Below are 19,126 nucleotides of genomic sequence, written 5' to 3'. Positions count from 1 at the left end.
AGCATCTGCTATGTAAGCACACGCAGTAAATCAAAATGTGGAATTTGCGTCATATTTTTTACTTAGAGATATCTGTAGTTTGTGTAGTCGCAGCTTACCTTAGATATCACCTGTATATCTCAACGGGTGGGTTGATTAACTGTATTATTTCCTTGCTAAGGGTAGGCGACAATAATGTGGAGCTTTGTTGAGATGATGGGCGCATTGTAGGCGATCGCAAAAATTCTCAAGAATCAGGCAATAATTTCCACTTTTGATTACGGTTATCACTACCAATTTCAGTATTTGAGGATAATTGATAATACACTAAACTACATCACCAATTGGCTGTAACATCTTCAGCAGCAAATTTTGACTGGGTTCTGGCGAATTCAGTACAAGTATAGAATTTAGCAATTATTTATTTAAAAAGTAGGTAGTAGCGATCGCTTATCTATAAAAAGTCAACTTAAAATCTTAAAAAAATCTAGAGAATAGTTCATTATTCTATCAAGTGTAAATAAATACGTTAAATATAGAATAATTAGCCAGTACTAATGTACTTGACTTAGTTCAGATAACCAAGGGAACTGAGGTACAAACTGCATCAAAATTTTCACAGATATAAAGTAAGTGTTAGATATGTCCATGTGCTTCAACGGATTTAAGGTAGAACTTTCCGCTAACACCTTCACTGCGTATGTTCAAGATATGCCAGATAATAGAGGACTACGAGCATTACGAGAACAACTCCAGCCTGACTGGTTTCTTCATTGGCGAGCTGGTAAAGTCTACGGAATTCCTAAAGTTAACGTATCTCAGCTAACACAAAGTTTTGGTAAACCCGTTGAACTGAAGTGTGACGAACACCTGCAACTTCTAGCAGATCGCATTAATAGTGCCTTGCCAGATATATTTTACCAATATTCAGTTTTTCGATTTAAACCCTTCACATTCCTTGCTCAAAAAGAGGAATTAGTCAGTTCTATTGCTACTAAAATCAAAGACTTACCATCACTAATTTCTGCCTTCAAAATTAAACCTAAATTTGCACTTGAAGCAAAGTTGGTTGAACTCCGCCACGAGGAGACATTTATTGGTCTATTCCTGCGATTAGAAACTCGTTGGGAAATCCTTGCATCCCTGAGCGATCTACAAAATGCAGGAGTGAATCTTCAAGATTTATATGTTGTTCGTCGCCAACCTCAACCAGGACAACGCCGTTTGGTTGGAAAAATCAGTCATATATGTGAAGGAACGGTTAATTTATTAGAATCATTTGATGGGATTACTTCTATCAATGAAGATGAAGTATGGCTAGAAGGCTCCAAAACGTCTTTTGTCCGTTGCCTTAAAACATTGCTGGGAGATAATTATGATGTCTTTGAATCAGAAAGATTTATTCAAGAAGCTAATTTTTTAACTGGCCCTGCACTAGACAATATTTTGACTCGCATGGAGACCTTTCTAGCAAAAAAATCTCCTATGCAGCTTGCACCCAATTTATCTGCTTATGTTAAAGGTCGTATTGAAGCAGTGAATGATGATAGTTACCAAACAGTGATTTCTGCTTCACCAGTAGAGTATTGCTTTGATGCAGCCAGAACAAAACGAAGTTTATATGCTTGGAGTGGAATCGAGAAATACGGGCCTTTTAGCCGTGAGATTTTCTCAAAAAAATCCCCTGAAATATTGGTTATTTTTCCAGATACCGTTCAGGGTGCAGTGGAAAATTTTTTAAAATCATTTCGAGACGGAATTAGTATCAAGAAAAAAGTATTTCAAGATGGGATTGAATATTGGGAGGAAAACTCCAAATACTCAGGTGGATTTGCCAAAATTTTTGGTCTTGTTAATCCTAAGTTGACTCTGCGGCAAATTCCCTGGCTCAATAGTAAACAGAAACCGCCAGCAGTCGCTTATAGAGAAGCTGTGGCGCAGGTTTTAGAAAAAACCATGCCAGATGCAGCTATCGTTATTGTCTTAGACGAACACGCAAGGCTTCCAGACTCAGAGAATCCATATCTTCAGTCCAAAGCTCTGTTACTAATGGCTGGAATCCCTGTGCAAGGTATTCGGGCATCTACTCTGGGGCAATCACGTTATTCATTGCAATACACGCTGCAAAATCTCAGTGTTGCTCTCTACGCCAAAATGAACGGGTTGCCGTGGACAGTAGATCATGATCTGACGATTAGCGATGAACTGGTCATTGGCATAGGAAACTGTGAACTTTCTGGGAGTCGCTTCTTTGAGCGACAAAGGTTTGTAGGTATCACAACAGTTTTTAGAGGTGATGGGAACTACCTCTTGGGCAATCTTTCCCAAGAGTGTTCTTATTCTGAATATCCAAATATTTTGAAAACATCTACTGTATCAATCTTACAGGACATTAAGCGACGCAACGGTTGGCAACCAGGAGATACTATTCGCCTTGTATTTCATGCTGCAAGACCTTTCAAGAACCTTGATGTTGCAGATATTGTGGCACAGTGCGTTGCAGAGGTTGGAGAAGAACAAAATATTGAATTTGCTTTCCTAACAGTTTCTCACGAACACCCGTTTACTCTGCTAGATAAGTCACAACAAGGTATTTCTCTCAAAGATGGTGCTAAAAAAGGACAATTAGCACCACAACGAGGCATAATTGTGCAACTTGGAAGATATACCCGACTTTTGTGTACTAACGGCCCAGCATTAGTGAAAATGGCGCGATCGCCTCTACCAACCCCTTTATTAATTCACCTACACCCACAGTCTACTTATCGTGACTTAACGTATCTTTCTGAACAAGTGTTAAAGTTTACATCATTATCGTGGCGTTCCTTGCTTCCAGCTAGCAAACCTGTCACTATCTACTACTCTGAACTAATTGCCGAACTACTTGCCCGCCTTCGCAATATTCGAGATTGGTCACCTGCATTGCTCAATATAAAACTTCGTGCAAGCAAGTGGTTTTTATGACAGATGCAGTAGCAAGAAGCTTCGGTTATCAATTAGATTTTCTAACAGATTATCTGAGAGCAAGCTATAACTGGGAATCACCAGACAGTGGCTTTGCACGTTATATTTTTTACCGTGCTGATAGCCAGCCACCTTTTAGTTTGGCAACAGATGCAGTAATTAACAGTTTAGAACCAAGGCGACTACATCAAGCACCTATTCTTGCTGCTGTGGGTTATGAGCTTGCTTGTGGTAGAGTTTTTGGTGAAAGTTTTTTGTCAGCTTGGGCAAACGGTGTGGCGCGGCTAGCCTCTCGTGAAGCATTTCCTTCAGATCGCGCTTCGTTTTTCTATCGACCCGTAGAACTATTGGGTATATCGCTTGGTGTTAGCTCTTGCTCAAAGGTTAGCTCACAAAATTTGCGTTGGTTACAGGATGTGTTAGCCGAGGGAGAACAGAAGTTAGCTCATGGCGAATTATGGACATTTCTCCTTGGCATTTATGCAGCAAAAATTCTTTCGGTATCTTGGAAGTTAAAAAATCTACCACTGCCAGAAGAAATGACTATTGATGAACTGTCTCTAGTCAAGTTGATATGTACTGTTCATTCATCTTTGGCTCAACTGCTTGGTTTCAAATCCCTTGAGAGCGAAATAGATAAGGCTTTGCTTTCTAGTTGTATAACAGCATCTATTTCAGTGCATGATACTTCCCATGCTGCTGTACTATATTTTTCTCTGCAAAAAAGTGTTACCCAGGTGTTTCAGGCAAATTGGGAAGATTACTGTCAAGTTGGTCAAAGTGCAAAAGAACCACTGAAATTAATTAAATTTCTTTGCGATCGCTTCCATCTTGTTGCTGGGCAGATCCAGTCTCCACATCAAGGAATTGAAATTAGTGATGAGTACGATATCCAAGATTTGTTGAACTCTCTATCGCAGCTTCGGTCAGATACTGATGCTGTAGTAACTAAGGTGATAGATACAAGGAGACAGAAACTTGGTAATCAGATAATTAATCATCAAAGAATCACAATCACAGGAGGCAATGTTACCATGAGCAACAATCAAAATTATGTAGAAACTATGTCAGAGCGCAAAATAAATATTAATCAAAGTGGGGCATCAATTGGTGTTGGCTATAGTGAGAACGTTGAGGCTAATCAACTTGGTGGCACCATCAACAACTACCCTTCTGAGCAGAAGCAGACTCTTGCTGAAGCCGCCGCAGAAATTCAACAGCTTCTGCAACAGCTAGAGCAGACTTACCCCACCAATACCACAACGGAGCAGATGGTAGTTGCAACAAAAGCTATTGAGCGTATAGAAAGTGACTCAACTTGGAAACAACGAGTTGTAAACGCAGTTAGAGAGGGTGGCCTTCAAGCTTTCGAGAAAGCCATTGATAATCCTGTAGGTGCTTTTATTGTAGGAGCAATTAAAGGTTGGCAGGAAGCTGAAATTGAGTGATGTCTACTGCCAATTAAATAGTCCCAGGTTTTGAGCATTTGGTCAAGTTGCTCCTTTGTCGCGCGATTCCCTTCGGGATAGCTGATGTTCGTTCCTTGCTATCGCTAATGTCGTTTGTATTGCAATCTGTCTCCTCAACTAACAACACCTAACTCGAATGCTGATATTTCCGCACCTAGATTTTGAATGAAAATTTATTGGTTAGTGTTAGGTAAGATAGTTGGGTAAAATTTTTGGAGTAGAAGTAAAGTTTTTTGTACTGTAGTAATTCCTATTCCTTTCGTTGATAGAAATTTAGATAAATTACATATATTTTCTTCTTGCATTGCTTGCTTGACTTTTTTAATGTATGTTTTCGCCAATCCAGTTCCCTCTACAATTTCTCTATCTGATAGTGAAAGAAAAATAGTTTTTAATTCATTAAATATATCATCAGGTGTCTGAGGATCGTATATATATATTTCTATAGGTAATTCACATTCACCTAAATACCTATTCATAATTTCTAGAGATTGCTCTTGGGGAATTCCTCCATTTTGTGTTCCAAGCAGAGGAAAAGCGATAGAAGTTATCTCTTTTTCTATGTAGGTATCGACGAATTTTTGCAAACCCAATTCCAGATATTCTAACTTTGATGATTTCTTCCAGTGTTTTTTAGTTGGGAAGTTAAGAACCCAATGTTTTTCACATTTATACAACCACAGTTTACCAATATCCATCAAATTTCGATTACATATTTCTACATAATCTGTATACATTTCTGGATATCTCAGGCGGAACTCTAATGCAATACCTGCACCCATCACTCCCACACAGTTGACGGTGTTTACCAGTGTTTGACAATTTGAAGTAAATAAATTGCCATTAATAATTTTGAGGCTCATTTGTATAAATTAACCATTCCTGACTGTTTTCTTGAAATTTAATATTCATACGAGTATTAGGTTTATATTGTAACTGGAGATGACGAGATGAACTAATATTCATATATTCTCCAAGTTTAATTCTTGAAATATCTCTGAACGGCGAAATAATTTCTCGATTAAATGGAGGATCTTCTGTAAAACTCAGAATTAATTCCCCATTGATATTTCCATATTTATCGTAGTTATCAATTTTGACATCAATAAAATTTCCCTCGTCCTTAATTGATACATAAGGGTTATCATGATAAAACAAACTACCCTCAGCAACTATTTCTCGTTCTTTAAATACTCGACTAGCATATTGTGAGTCTGTACCAATGAGGTTTAATAAAGTTTCTTTATCCTGAGTTGTTCGACAAATAATACTTATATCCTCTAAATTTAACTCAGTAAAATCGAGGTAACTATGAACGATAAATTCTTGTTGGGATGCTCTCAAAAAAGTTTCTTTACCAACTGCCAGTGTAGAATAGACATGATCAAAATCAAAACACTGCTCCAAGAAAGTTGTACTGTTACCATAATGAGAGCCTGAAGCTGCAAGATTCCCACTACTTATACCACATTTGCTGCCATGAGTTTCCAGGACTCGCTTTAGATTGAAGCGGAAGAAAATTGGTACAGGACAAAGAGCATAAATATTTCCTCTACGTTTGCCCAACCCCTCATTATGCCACTGAGTTGGAGTTTGTGGTCGGCAATAGAAACGTGCAAAATCTTTTACATTGCTTCTGGTGCGGTCAATAAGGTTTGCGCCGGCTGAATCGCTGAATTTTCGGCAAAGATTTCTGGCTAGAAGTTTTCTATCTGTGAGAATTGAAACAGCATTTTCAACGTGAGTAAAGTGGTAGATGTATCCTTTCCAAGAGGAATTTTGACGATTTAACCCTGCTTGAAGTTTACGTGCAAATTCTTCTATTTGTTCTGGTGTTCTCTGTAAAGAAAAATCATCCTCTGTACAATTAGTATGAATTTCAAAGAAAGGATTATAGTCATCTGTTTCTGGTTTATCTTCTGGAATCGGATTTATAGTTATCGGTGGTAAAGTGTCTCCTCTTTCAATGACAATCAGTACCATAAGCTCAAGTATGTCTATTATCTGTTTATCATTGGCAAACCAATAAAGCTGTCGATTAGCATATAAACTAGATGCTATTTCTTCTCGTTGCTCTCCCTGCAAAAGATATATATATACAGCTTTACGCTGCTCTTCAGTTGCTGCTTGTAGCACCCATCTAATAATTTCGTCTTTGGAAATACTGTCTCTTCGGGAACGACAAGCATAGAAGAAACCTAAAGCAGTATCCTTGTATTCACTGTGGAGGATGCGGCTATCTGGTGCAAAATCAACTAACAATTTTTCTTCAATAGCATTGGGATTACTGATTAATAGTTGCTGGCAAGGCAAATAACTACCAGCTTTAGACATAAAGTAAACTGTCTTTAAAAAACTCTGAAGTTCATTAAGTTCATAAGCTGCACTAAAGTTATTAATAAAATTTTCGGAAATCAGACTACCAACATATATAGCTTGGGATGCCCCCACTCTTGGTTGATTCTTTCCTATTTCATTTTTTAATATATCAACTAACCGTAAATCATTGACAACATAATGTGTTTGAACAAAATCCTCTCCTAATAGTTTCTTAACTTCTTGCCATTTATCACGGGCGATGAGGTTATTCTGATACTGTTGCTGAAACCCTGGCCAATTTGCGACTTGTAAAAAAGTGTTTTGCTCTGAGATTTTACCTGTTAATTTATAGTTCACATTATCAAGTGAGACGAGTTGACGGTAGCGACCATACAAACCACTGGGTAAAGACTGACAGCGAGTGATGAGATAACCCATAGCGCGATCGCCCGCCAACATATTACTGATAATATCAATTCCTTCACTGGGGTCTTTTTGCTGCCAACGAACTGCCAACTCCTTCCATAAGAAGTTCCAAAACTCATATTCATCAATATTTGTAAAACCAAAAGTTTTTGCCAAAGCTTGCCAGTTACCCTCACTGGCACGGAAAAGGCTATGAAGAACTTCTCCTAAATTTTTACCTATAACTTGCGCTAACTCACGGTTACGAACTGAAGACTTCACTAAACTTTCTCGGCCTGTGGTAATGTCAAAGTTAGCATTCAAAACAAAACCTAAAAATAACTCTTCCCTTGTGGGTGCTGTTACCCAAAAAGTTGGTATCTTTTCTGGTAAAGCGTTATAAAGGCAACCGTTTTTTTCAAATAGACCTAAAACTAAACTGGCTTTTGTTTCTCCGCCAGTTTTTAGACATAGTAGTATTGAATCTTGAGTATTACTTGCAGTTTGATATTTACCTGTTTCCACTGTCGGAATATTCAAAACAGAAGAAGGATTCCAATGTAAAGTAGTTTCTTGACAATAGAAATCAACTAATTTGCAGGTTTTGATGGCTTTAGAAAAAACTAACAAAATATTAGCTACAGATTGGAAATCTTGAAGTACATTTTGCCAAGTTAGATTATCTTCAAGATGCAATTCGATAATTGTGGCATCGGATAAACCGATATAGCGTTTAAAATCGCCTCGAAGTTCACTGGCTTTTTGTGCTTTTAAGCGTGATGGTATCAGCCCACCTTCAACAGAAAAACCTAAATTTTTGCTTAATACATAAGGTTTTCTGCAAGCAAGATAAATACTCTTAAATCCTAAGCCAAATTTCCCTGTTACTCCTTCTCCTTTATCAGAGATATTAAAAGTTAACATTTTTTCTAAGTCGCGATCAAATCCTTTATCTCTATATTGTTTCTCTGGGTGGTCAGGATGTTGAAAACAGCCAATTGGTCTACCTACGTGAATGAATTGAATTTTATTATCATCAAATTTAATAATAAATTGCTTTCTACTATCATTAAGTTTTTGTTGGGATGACATAAACTGCCATTCAACTACTGCATCATCAGCATTTTGAAATAACTCAAATGGAATACTTTGGCACCTGTAGCCGTGTAAATTTATCTTGGCTCGTACAGCTTCTAATAACTGCTTTCTTAGCTCCTCACTTTCTGAAGATTCATCTTCTAGTAAATGAGATAATTCAGAAATCAGATTTTCAATTTTTTTATCGATATTCTCTACAGAGCGATTTTGCTGCTTTATTTCTGCTCTCTGATGACGACAGTTATCCCAATTTGTCAAAAGTGTTTTAATCAGAGGAATACGTTCATGTGCGCCTAGCATTCTCATTACATAAGGCGCACCTTCTAGTAAAAAGTTTTTCGCTACTTGGATATCTAGTTGATCAGACTCTAATAAATCTTCCCAAATCTGATTTAGTGATGAGGGAGTTACTTCATAAACTTCTTTCAATAAGATTTTTGTAGAGTTCTTTAAAATATTTACTAATTGTGTGGGAATAAAATGTTGAGGTTGAATGGGTAATAACTCAAGTTCTGTAACATCAGGTGCAAGTTTGTTAACAAACAGATGAGGAGGATTTTTAGTATTTACGAGACTTGCTTTAAAAGTAAAGCCCATTATAGACTCTACTTCTCTAGTGCGATCGCTTGCCTGACCTACATAGATACGAAAGGTGCGATTTGCTACAGGTTGAAACTCAAATAATCTTTGGCGTAAGATGCCTAAATTTCGTTTACCTAAATAGAGATGAGCAAGGTTTTTAACACTGCCTTCATTACCATATAATAAAGTTAAAAATGCACCTATTGGTTCTGTAGGACAATATTGTTCCCAAGCCCGAAAGTAATTTTGCAGAACATCAGAGTTTGTTGCATCTGTTGCTGTTACAGAAATTTGTAAAGCATTTGAAGAATTATTTTTCTGTATATCTTTTAAATAAGGGTGCAAAATTGCTGTTTGCTCCTTATTGAGAAGATAGGCCCCATCAATATTTTCTCTATTTCCCCAAGTTAAATTATCAGGTGTTTGCCACTGATTGTAATGGTTAAGTAAACGAATTTGACCTATGATTTGTGAAAAGCTATTATATTGAATTGCTAATTTTAGGTAACAATTAAAAACTTTAATCGTAATTGCTTCAGGTTCATTATTTAAGTCAGCAATATTTTGAAGAATTTTAATTAATTTTTCTTCAGCAATTCTACCTAATAAATTAGAAAGTAGATATTTTTGAAATTTTTCTAAGCTAATTCTTTGAACTAAATTCCAAACTGGCAAAAAACTAACATCTATATTGTTAAAGATTTGCACAACTTCATCTAATGGAAATTCATTGATTTCAAATTCTCCTAGTTGGTAGTCATCTGCTTGTTTTAAAAGTGTCCCAATTTCTGACAATACTTGCTCTTGAGTTAAAAATAATTCTTTAGATAACCATTGCCAACAAGTTTCATAATTACGTATTTGTTTATTTAATTGTGAAGATGTTATGTAAGAACTAGAAATTTTCAATAGTAACTCTTCAATTTCTATTTCTATATCTGGATAATGTAGAATATTTTCTGGATAAACAGCATTTCCATTTATATCTACAAGCCAAGGTGCTATTTTCAGCTGTTCATAATTCTCTTTTAAGAGCCTTTTATTTGCATTACTAAATACACTACTTAAAGCATCCAGAATAATCTCAAAATATAAGTAAGGTTGAGACTGACTCAGAATAAACTCAATTACATGATTTTCATTCCATCGAGAAAACAGATTTTTGACTATTTTCAAGCTATCGTGATTTTGGACATCTGGGGATAGAAGTGATAGTTCTGCATATTCACCTTCACTTATCTCAACCAATGTAAATAAATGTTTACTAATTTCTTTGGATACAATCTCAATTACCTGTTGAGGAGCAATTAGCTTATCAGTAGAAACTAGCCATCTTTCTGTTGTGAGTAATGTTTCTAATGTTGGGTTCTTAGAAATATCTATATCTTGTAATGCGTCTAAAATTACTGGTAGAAAATCACGCCAATAATCTAATGTTTTTTTCGGTCGAGCGAAAATTTGTTCCAGGATAGTTTCTGTCTTCCAAACGGTAAAGAGTTTTTTGACATAACTATATGCTGGATGATTTTTTATACTGGGATTTAAAGATAGTTCACCATATTTGGTATTATCTAAAGTACAGATCATCTGTTGATGTCGTACTAAATTTATTGGTAATTTAATTACATCTCGTGGTTGTATTGGTTTACTATCTACATCCACTAACCACTGAAGATTTTTTAGTTCACTTTCCCATTTATCTTTTTCTAATGTAGACAATTGTGGCAGAGCATTCAAAATTAAATTATAATATTTTTCAGGATTGGTCAAATTGATAATTTTTGCTATTGCTTCATCTGGAGTCCAAAATGGAATCCACTCTTGGTCTATTTCTTGTTTATTTTGGCGAATCAATATAATATATTTTTTCAGGCGTTCATCAAGGGTAAAATCTGGATTTTCTAAATACATTTTGCCAGATTCAATAGAAACTAGCTCCCCATTGACTGTTTCATGGAGTTTTAGAGATTTCCATAACTCTTGATTACTAGGTCTTTGCCTAATATAGCGCAATAGCTCATATCTCTCAGATGCTTCTAGTAAATTCCCATCTACACAGTCTGCTCCTAATTCACGAATTAAATCTACAACTTCTTCAGTTTGTAATAATTTAATTCCCAGTATTTGGCGTTTAGCCGAGGGAATATACTCAACAATGAGCGGATCAATTAATCGCCAATCTTCACCTCGTATTTGTAAAACCTGTTGTCCAACTTTTTGCCATACTGTACTTTCTTGCGAAGTGATATATAAAGGAGTTGTAATATCTTCGTATTTTTCTTTATTTCCATGTAACAAGTAACGCAATTGCTTAGACATGATTAATTAACTCCTTCAATAAATTGCTTCGTTGGCTGGAATTGCCTAAATCTGGTTTTGTAGCTAAAAGCTGTAAGCAACTTTGAGGCTCCAATTTAGGGATAGCTTTTAAGGTGCTAGTTTTTTCTAAAATCTGCGAAATTTTTGGTTCTATGAAAATTAGTCTGCATTCAGGCAAGGCTACTTTTATAGCAGTTGCGATCGCTGTTTCATAGTCTCTTTTAGTACCTCGAAACAACAAATATTTTTGCTTGGATTTTTGTAAATCTAAGTAGGAGTAAATATAGGTTTTATTCAGGTGATGATTATACCCAAAAAATAAAGCTAGATTCGAGACAAGGTTTAAAACAGTTTCCAGCGAATTAATCTGCTCAATAATTTGCTCAATAATTTCTTTAGCTACCGTCTGGGTAGTTGCAGTTTTTAATAATTGACTAAGACAAGTTAGAGTAAGTTTTACTTGTTCATTACTCAAAGAGCCAGTACTAGCAGAGGAATTTGACTCAAATAATTCATAAATTAATAGTGGTTGTTCAATATCTAGCTGATATAATGCGTTTAAAACAAGTTGTATAGCTTGCCCACTATAAGTAACTTTTTTAAGTTTCAACCTTTTTTCAGGATGAATTAATGCAACTATTTTTTTAACAGCTTCATTGAATTGCTCTTGTTGGAGGTTTTGGACACCAATGGTTATAAATGCTTGTCGAAGTATATTTATTAGGCAGGTTTGAATTTCAGATTGCCCAATAAGTTTCTTATTTTGGCTGAGAAAATTCACAAAGTAATTGACATTTTTTGGTTGAGCAAAAAGTAAATTTAAATCTAACGATGTCAGTAAATTAATAATTTCTTGCTTTTGCCAATCTACTAATATTTCATTAGATAGGAGGTTAGGTTGTTCTTTGTCAATTAAATAATACTTTTCTTCTAAATTGCTTAATCCAGGGAAGATTTCCCAGTTGGGGGGAACACCAGGTAGCGATCGCACCTTTGCATTAACCGGAATTAGTTCCCAAGCACTACCAGATGATTTAATCCTAAATACCCACTGAGCCTCGCTACAAATACTCTGTTTGTATACTTTACTTTTGAATAACTGCGATCGAAAAATTGCTTCCGAAAGATTAGATATATCTGGAGTAGATAAACTATGAGTTTTCACAAATTTTTCAAATGAAGGAAGAAAAAGTTTTAAAGTTCCTTTAGTAGCCAACAAATAATTCCACTGAGCTATCATTTCATCTTCATTCGTAGGAGCCTTTTGCACGAACCCATCAGTGCGAATTTTTTGCAATCCCTCAATATATTTTCTACCAGAATCAAGAAAGAAATAGCCATGTAAAAAAATTGTATAATCTTGGTCGCCTTTGCAATCAATGACTTCGTAGGCTTCTTGTTCGGCTCCCTCTGAACTATAACTAGTTTCATCACTGGCTAAAGGCAGAAAAACTGACCATTGCAGTAATAACCTAGCTTTATGTCTATTGTTTAGAGATTGCTTGGTAAAAACCACAGCACAATGAGGGATTGATTTATCAGGTATACTTTCTGATTCTGCCAATTCATTAATTGATACTCTTTTTGTCCAATAAGGTGACTGTTGTAAATCATCCCAAAAAGTATTTGATACGCTTTCTGAATCTTGACCTAGTAGTAATGAAAAGTCACTCTCTGGTAAAATTCGTTCTTTACCTGCAAACCGGATTCCTGTTGCATCGGCACTAATGATAATTCTCCCTTGCAAATCGTGTTCATCTTGTTGTATTGTTTTACTTTCTGAATTTGGATAAATACAGCGTTCGCATGGATTATAGCTATCTAAAGTAACGGAAAATTGCGCTTGAAGAGAACCACTATTATTTTCTAGCCAATATCTAACTTTTCTAATATGACGTAACAAGGGTAATAATTGCCCAATCCTCATTTTCATGTCTTCAGGGAGGTTGGATTCCACTGATTTGGCATCATTATAATAGTTAGCCAAAATACAACGTTCATCTGGCATTCTTTGGCGCAGTGGTATCCATAATAAAAAGTAATTAGATGTAGGGTTTACTAAGTTTTGCTGAATTAAATAATTTTCTAAAAACTGGCGATCTTCAAGAGAAATTTCTCCCCACTCTGGGCGTTTAGAATCAATTCCATCACGATTAGCCCAAGGATTAATAAATTCACCGCAACCTTCTTGAATATCCTGAGAACGAGCAATATAAAAGAAGGCTTCACAAAAATGAAAAATACTCTTTTGTCCAAGTCCAAATTTACCTATTTTCCCTTTATCTTTAGCATTAGCATCAATGCCAAAGCAAGATATAGATTCTTTATCAGATTTAGAAAATGTACCATTATTGAGGAAAAAGAGTCCTGGTATCTTTAAAAGGGGATGCTTAACTGCATCTCCCAGTTCTTTCACTATTCCAAACTCTAAAGTTGTAGCTCGTCCATCATTGGCATTTTGAATTATTTCTTTAATGATAGGAAAGCCTTGCTTATATCTCTCACGCAATAAACTTTTGATATTATTGACAATTGTTCCAGGTGGAATTTGATAACCTGCCATACTTAATACTCTTTTTGTTTTTGTAATTGGAAATGGTCAAGAATGTTGAAATTGGGTTTTTAGATTACTTAGTGATTCGATAATCTCTGCTATGGCATATACTCCAGCCTGACCCCAAATTTCCAAATCAGCACCCCATCACCAGCGACCATATCCTTTGCATAGCGTATTACAAACCAAAGCATCTGCTTAAAGTCGCAGATGCCTGCCATCTATGATGCGGTAATATTCGAGGTTGCTTTAAAATAGCCAGTAGGTCATAGTAGATTTATTCTCTGCAAGACACTACGTGAACGTTTGATTGGGTGGGGCGAGCGCAGTAATTATTCCTCTAACAATTCTTCCTCTGCTTCATGAACTGACTCGCAAAATTCAAAAACTATCTCATCAAAATCATTTGCAAAGTTTGGTAATTCCGAAAGTGGAAATGTACCACCATTAAAAGAATCATAAAAACCGTGCCATTTAGTATTTATTTTCTGCATGGCATCAAGTATTTTCTTTGGGCAGGTTTCTTTAGGATTCATGTTTTTCTCACTTGCCATGTAAAAAAGTGTAGGTTGGTGAACTAATTAAAATTTTTCGTCTAACTACCACCCATACTAAAACTGAGCAAACAGTTAATTCGGTAAATACTTAGCCAATAAATCCTGACCCTTACTGCCCATCTCATCAAGCTTCTGCTCAATAAGCTTCATCGCCATCGGTGACGGTTTAGAGCGTCCATTTTCCCAACGATTTATCGTGGTATAAGTAACGCCTACAGTGGCTGCAAATTGTTCTTGCGTAAGCTTGAAGGCAAGCCGCAAATTATGAATGATCTGCCCCACCTCTGGCTGGTTGATAGCCAAGGGTTTTTTGATACTCATTTAACTTCTACTTGATCCACTAGCTTAAGTAGCTGATGCTATATTATTTGCTACATATTAACCATGCGAAACCTGAGCATTCATCAGTAAATACGCGATATTTGTATTTTTATAGTAAAATTTCTTGCTTTTATTAAGGAATTATTTAAGTGATAAGTAGGAAGACGCAAATAAACGCTCTTTTGTCGCGCGTTCGTAGAAGACATTGGCGCAGCCATCGCGGATCACCAGAATCAATTACTTAACCTCAGCCGCCAATATTAATTACCAAAATTATTTCATAAATTGTCCTTATAGACGGATTTATTTTCGTTGATTAGCTCGATTAAAATGAGTGTTTTATCTTTTAAAAAATAACAACATTCCATGTGGATTATCTAAAGATACATTTTTATTACTATTGGTATTTTCCAATTTATCTCCTTGTAAATCTTGACTTGAAAGTGAGTACACATCAGTTGCAATAAGTTGATATCCTTGATTAATTAAATAAGCAACTAATTTATCAGGCATGACATGGGATGCGCCATAACTTGGTAATAAATTATGTTCAATTTTATCCTTGTCTGAAATATTTAATTGCATCACACCTGTACTACAAAATACATCAAAGTCAATCGACTTAACTAAGCCACTTATAATAATTTCAATTGAATTTAATTCCATTGCCAGTTGCTCTATACTTGCAAAATTCCGCGACCACGGGTTACCTATTAAAAATAGGCGTATCGATATTGCCTCTGGCTGTACTTTCACAATATCAAGTAATGTTTTGGTAACCGCATCTGATTGTAAGTAATCTAATACTCCATGAACTGAAACTAGCCGTAGGCTATTAGGAGCGTAAAGTTTTGTCAGTTCAAGTTCTGCTAAATTGCGATCGCAAAAATAATTTAGCTGTAGGTTTGGGTATTGGCTGCGTAAAGCTAAAAACTTTTCTGGCGGATTAGTAGCAATGTCGTAACAGTCGATTGTCGGAAGTTGGTAGCGCGTTAGGTCAACTTCTTCAAAACCAAAAAAAACTTCTCGCTCGGCAAAACCTGCACCCAAAATAGCTACACTACCACCTTTACCTGAAAGAATGGCTTCCCAAGTAAGGGGATAAACATTAGGAGTAAGTTCTAAAAGCCTAGCTTTACTAATCTCTAGGATATTGCCACTGCCCTTGTTTTCTAGGAATCTTACTGCCATAAAACCTCGCTAATTATGAAACAACCTTGGGACGACTGATGGGTGTAATGTCTTTACCTTCGCCCAAACGGTAAACTTCCCTGCGCCCGCCTATATCAATCTCAAAAAACCTATAACTCGTAGTAAACTGTGCCCACGCTGCTAAAGGATTAGTCTTGGGCAAATTTGTCGTTGCCTGGTAAGTGATTTCAAAACCTGTGCTACCATCTTGCTCAAACTTCTGTATGAAAATCTGGTAGTCTCTAGCGTGCCAAAAATCTGTGGTTCGACGACGCACCACATCTTGTGAGTCAGAACTCATTGCCCGTGCTGCTGATGCAGACACGATCAATTGAAAATTGTCAGACATTCGTGTTAAAGCAAGTTTCTTTTCTGGGTTTGAAAATACTTCATCAACAATTGGTCTGAGTTCAGGGTACAAAAAAGTTTCGGCAATGTAAAAGCCTGGAGATTCGTAGATATTATCCTCAAAGTAGCGATGCCTGCGGTGGGCGTAGCGATCGCTTTCGGCCAGTCCATTAGATTCAAGACGAACCGACTTTTGTAAGCTTGCAAAAATTAAGTCTTCGTATAACTTCTGCTGCGATGCTGGCGTTGCTGCAAGAATTTTAAATGCAGATCCGCGCATCCCCTGAATTCCAATCAAAGCACAGGTACAGTTGAGAGACGCTGCCCACGTCGCTAGAAATTTTCGATAGTTAGTATAAAGTATTAATGCTTCCTGGTAGTCAGGAGCTTTAATTTTGAGTAAATGCTTTACTGGATTCGGCTTAATCTCCCATCCAGGTCTAGATAATAAAGTCCACAATGTTGAGGAATCTTCAATGGCATCCATGCATTTATCCCCTCAGCAAATTAATGACAATTATTTGTCTGTCCGTTCCTGTCAAATCTCATACGCGATATGAGTTCCTTCAGATGCGCTGGGTCTACACCAAACCTATTAGCAATGTCATACTCCTCATCTTCTGTTGGCGGTGCATTTAGCGTCAGTAAATGCTCCAAAAACGGTTGCGACCCCCCTAAAGGCAAACCATCATCTGTAAAAGGTAACCTATGTTCGTGCATTGGCTCCTCAAATACCGCAGGGCGGGTATTTTGTAGCCACGCTCCAACCTCACCAGGTTTTGGCGGATCTATCCCCAATCGCTCACATTCTTCTAATAACTCATTTGATAATTGGGATTCTACTGTAGACAGGCTGCGCGATCGCTCCACCAAATCTTGTAACCATTCCTGTAGTTTTCCTGTCTCTGGTAACTGCAAACCCAGCGTCTGACAAGCAGCTAAAAACTCTTGCCCAATAACAGCATTAGTATATAGCTGCCCCAACCAAGTAGCAAATTCCTCATTTTCAGGTAATTCTATGCCTTGTTCAAGGCTAAATGTTTGTAATTTCTTTCCTAAACGAATTCTTTCTAAAAGCTTTGTACCAGTATCTTCTTCATTAATGATTTGAGGGTCATTTGACCCAAAAGCCATTTTGTCTAAAAGCCAAATAGCTATTTGTCCTGATTTTGGAGCTGATAAATTTAAAGTTTCACAGGCTATAAGCAGCTCAGTTCCCAAAGACGTATAACTCGCAAGCCACTCCTCCAAATTACCTGACCGAGGAGCAGTAAGCCCCTTTTGAGATAAACCAACAAGCTCTAAACCCAAATTCACTAAGTTCCTAACTACCATTGACAAGCTTTTACCCATGTCAGGTATTAACTTCTCAATTTGACTCCGCATATCAACATTAATATGGACTGTCACGCGATCTTTCTCTGCATCTACAGGACGACCGCGCTTCGGAGGTAGCTTTGGGTTTTGTTCGGGCTGTTGTTTACTCATGTTACTTCAGTTTATCGGAACCACAAAGCATATTTGAAGCCTTTGTATGCAAAAACGTTAACAAACGTAACTATTTAGCAGTGTAAAAATATTTTTACACTGCTAAATAGTTACAAAATGTAAATAAACCACATACATAATTAGTTAATTTGGTATTCTTCAACCAAAAGCACAAAAAAGTTGAGATGGCAGAAAAACACCTATTTCAATCAAAATTTCTGCACGAATTGAATATGAAATACTGCGAAATCCTCAAAAATCTTCCCAAAGAAGCCTTAGAACCCAGGCAGTTCTTACGCCACTGTTTTAGTATCGCCGAACTCAATGCAGGAGAACTGCTGGAAGAAGAAACCGACTCACAATACCGCAAAAAATGTATCACTGTACTATGTGCAGTCTTAGGGGTACAAAGACCAACAGTTCGTAAATGGGGAAGCGATCTCAATTTTGACGGAATACCCAACTACTGCAAAATTTCACTTGCTTACATTCACGCGGCCGAAATCATACCAAACCAGCTAAAAAGCATCTTGAGAGGAGAATACAACGCACCGGAAGTAGATGCTCAAACCTTTCTTGAAAGAATACTCCTTGAAGGGTTAACTGAACAGCAAATACTGCAAACTGTTTCTCACGCCAATTTTCGTGTAACTTGTGTCAAAACCCTCACGCAAGTATTACATATTGGCACCAAGTCAGTCCAAGATTGGGGTCAGGATATGTCGTTTCACAAAATGCCCAAAATTCACAAGCACACCTTGGGCTATGCCTTGGCTGCTATCTCCAAATCATCAAAAGCTTGGGACAAACAAGCAGCTTGAATTATTTGCAGTGACTGAAATAGGTAAGTCAACGACCTAACCGTTGAGTGCAAACCCCTATAAGGCAAGGGCTTGCAGTTAACTCTAGTTGACCAGTTCAAGTCCATTAAAGGACTACGTTTACGACAAGCGTTTAAGAACTCACCTTGGGGTGCGTGCCAGCCCCAGGCTCTGAAACCAGATTGTTAAACGTCTGAGGAGGTTTAGGACCGTGCAATTTGGATAGTTACCGATCGTAAACATGAACGAGGCAAACTTTACCCGTAAGGAGATGCAGAAATGCAAACCAATTATGTTTTTCTTGTTGACACCAATAAACAACCATTAAACCCAATTCATTCCGCGAGAGCGCGAGAGTTACTTAACAAAAATAAAGCAGCAATTTACCGACAATTTCCTTTCACTCTTGTGCAATGTAAAATTCCCAACTACCAGTTTGAAATTTTATACAGAGAATAGGGAACTCTAATAAAAAGATTAAAGATTATCATTTTTTAAATGGCTTCATCCTTTAGCTGGTTGGACTACTCAGAACAAGACAAGCGCAAAATGCTTGATGTTATCAGCCTGTTCAACGAAAAGACTACCAGAGATGAACTAGGTGTTGGCTCAGTGCGTGATGCGTTAGCTGAGGATTGAGAATTAAATAAGATCCAAAAATAGACACAGCAATGATAGGGTGAACTTATACTGTGAGCAACTCAAAGATGC

Annotated in this window: 12 protein-coding genes and 1 pseudogene; 5 read left to right on the top strand and 8 right to left on the bottom strand. The window is 36.9% G+C overall.

Going from position 1 to position 19,126, the window contains the following annotated elements:
• Positions 1-621: 621 nt before the first annotated feature.
• Together H6G76_RS23670 and H6G76_RS23665 are read left to right on the top strand one after the other, a co-directional pair.
• Entirely contained in the window at positions 622-2,943 is a 2,322-nt protein-coding gene (locus H6G76_RS23670) for a Piwi domain-containing protein (protein ID WP_199337501.1), read from the top strand.
• Positions 2,940-4,391, top strand: coding sequence for a hypothetical protein (locus H6G76_RS23665; RefSeq protein WP_190706404.1), 1,452 nt, complete (start codon positions 2,940-2,942; stop codon positions 4,389-4,391). The genes H6G76_RS23670 and H6G76_RS23665 overlap by 4 nt, the downstream gene beginning before the upstream one ends.
• A gap of 194 nt (positions 4,392-4,585) precedes the next feature.
• Here the strand turns inward: H6G76_RS23665 and H6G76_RS23660 are convergent, their stop codons facing one another.
• From H6G76_RS23660 to H6G76_RS23625, 8 genes are all read right to left on the bottom strand, one after another.
• Positions 4,586-5,275, bottom strand: coding sequence for a macro domain-containing protein (locus H6G76_RS23660; protein ID WP_190706402.1), 690 nt, complete (start codon positions 5,273-5,275; stop codon positions 4,586-4,588).
• Positions 5,256-11,135 carry a DarT ssDNA thymidine ADP-ribosyltransferase family protein gene (locus H6G76_RS23655; RefSeq protein WP_190706399.1) on the bottom strand — a complete coding sequence of 1,960 codons (5,880 nt, stop codon included), beginning with the start codon at positions 11,133-11,135 and terminating at the stop codon, positions 5,256-5,258. The genes H6G76_RS23660 and H6G76_RS23655 overlap by 20 nt, the downstream gene beginning before the upstream one ends.
• Positions 11,128-13,698 carry a sacsin N-terminal ATP-binding-like domain-containing protein gene (locus tag H6G76_RS23650; protein ID WP_190706397.1) on the bottom strand — a complete coding sequence of 857 codons (2,571 nt, stop codon included), beginning with the start codon at positions 13,696-13,698 and terminating at the stop codon, positions 11,128-11,130. The genes H6G76_RS23655 and H6G76_RS23650 overlap by 8 nt, the downstream gene beginning before the upstream one ends.
• Positions 13,699-14,021: 323 nt before the next feature.
• The gene (locus tag H6G76_RS23645; RefSeq protein WP_190706395.1) at positions 14,022-14,225 is read right to left on the bottom strand and encodes a hypothetical protein; all 204 of its coding nucleotides are present in this window, start codon (positions 14,223-14,225) and stop codon (positions 14,022-14,024) included.
• A gap of 93 nt (positions 14,226-14,318) precedes the next feature.
• A complete protein-coding gene (locus H6G76_RS23640) occupies positions 14,319-14,567 on the bottom strand; it encodes a DNA-binding transcriptional regulator (protein ID WP_190706392.1) in 249 nt (82 codons plus the stop codon).
• Between the two features lie 339 nt (positions 14,568-14,906).
• Entirely contained in the window at positions 14,907-15,758 is an 852-nt protein-coding gene (locus tag H6G76_RS23635) for a hypothetical protein (RefSeq protein ID WP_190706389.1), read from the bottom strand.
• Positions 15,759-15,771: 13 nt separating this feature from the next.
• Positions 15,772-16,593: a hypothetical protein gene (locus H6G76_RS23630; protein WP_190706386.1), complete on the bottom strand. Its 822-nt coding sequence runs from the start codon at positions 16,591-16,593 to the stop codon at positions 15,772-15,774.
• A gap of 20 nt (positions 16,594-16,613) precedes the next feature.
• Entirely contained in the window at positions 16,614-17,594 is a 981-nt protein-coding gene (locus H6G76_RS23625) for a hypothetical protein (RefSeq protein WP_242056499.1), read from the bottom strand.
• Positions 17,595-17,827: 233 nt separating this feature from the next.
• On the opposite strand from H6G76_RS23625, the gene H6G76_RS23620 reads away from it, so the two are divergent.
• The 3 genes and pseudogenes from H6G76_RS23620 to H6G76_RS23610 all read left to right on the top strand — a co-directional run bounded on the left by H6G76_RS23620 (position 17,828) and on the right by H6G76_RS23610 (position 19,054).
• On the top strand, positions 17,828-18,415 hold the full coding sequence (locus tag H6G76_RS23620) for a hypothetical protein (protein ID WP_190706383.1): 588 nt from the start codon (positions 17,828-17,830) through the stop codon (positions 18,413-18,415).
• A 279-nt stretch (positions 18,416-18,694) separates the two neighbouring features.
• Positions 18,695-18,826: pseudogene (locus H6G76_RS23615) on the top strand (RRXRR domain-containing protein); the annotation flags it as partial.
• Between the two features lie 87 nt (positions 18,827-18,913).
• Positions 18,914-19,054 (top strand): DUF6361 family protein, encoded by a 141-nt coding sequence (locus H6G76_RS23610; protein ID WP_190706380.1) that lies wholly within the window; start codon positions 18,914-18,916, stop codon positions 19,052-19,054.
• Positions 19,055-19,126 lie beyond the last annotated feature (72 nt).

This window comes from Nostoc sp. FACHB-152 (assembly GCF_014697475.1).
Taxonomy (GTDB): domain Bacteria; phylum Cyanobacteriota; class Cyanobacteriia; order Cyanobacteriales; family Nostocaceae; genus Nostoc_B.
This window is presented reverse-complemented; position numbering and strand designations above follow the sequence as displayed.

What these genes read in the sequence shown, in the direction of transcription:
- H6G76_RS23670 (WP_199337501.1), top strand. Translation starts at nt 622, where the DNA reads ATGTCCATGTGCTTCAACGGATTTAAGGTAGAACTTTCCGCTAACACC.
- H6G76_RS23665 (WP_190706404.1), top strand. Translation starts at nt 2,940, where the DNA reads ATGACAGATGCAGTAGCAAGAAGCTTCGGTTATCAATTAGATTTTCTA.
- H6G76_RS23660 (WP_190706402.1), bottom strand. Translation starts at nt 5,275, where the DNA reads ATGAGCCTCAAAATTATTAATGGCAATTTATTTACTTCAAATTGTCAA.
- H6G76_RS23655 (WP_190706399.1), bottom strand. Translation starts at nt 11,135, where the DNA reads ATGTCTAAGCAATTGCGTTACTTGTTACATGGAAATAAAGAAAAATAC.
- H6G76_RS23650 (WP_190706397.1), bottom strand. Translation starts at nt 13,698, where the DNA reads ATGGCAGGTTATCAAATTCCACCTGGAACAATTGTCAATAATATCAAA.
- H6G76_RS23645 (WP_190706395.1), bottom strand. Translation starts at nt 14,225, where the DNA reads ATGAATCCTAAAGAAACCTGCCCAAAGAAAATACTTGATGCCATGCAG.
- H6G76_RS23640 (WP_190706392.1), bottom strand. Translation starts at nt 14,567, where the DNA reads ATGAGTATCAAAAAACCCTTGGCTATCAACCAGCCAGAGGTGGGGCAG.
- H6G76_RS23635 (WP_190706389.1), bottom strand. Translation starts at nt 15,758, where the DNA reads ATGGCAGTAAGATTCCTAGAAAACAAGGGCAGTGGCAATATCCTAGAG.
- H6G76_RS23630 (WP_190706386.1), bottom strand. Translation starts at nt 16,593, where the DNA reads ATGGATGCCATTGAAGATTCCTCAACATTGTGGACTTTATTATCTAGA.
- H6G76_RS23625 (WP_242056499.1), bottom strand. Translation starts at nt 17,594, where the DNA reads ATGAGTAAACAACAGCCCGAACAAAACCCAAAGCTACCTCCGAAGCGC.
- H6G76_RS23620 (WP_190706383.1), top strand. Translation starts at nt 17,828, where the DNA reads ATGAAATACTGCGAAATCCTCAAAAATCTTCCCAAAGAAGCCTTAGAA.
- H6G76_RS23610 (WP_190706380.1), top strand. Translation starts at nt 18,914, where the DNA reads ATGGCTTCATCCTTTAGCTGGTTGGACTACTCAGAACAAGACAAGCGC.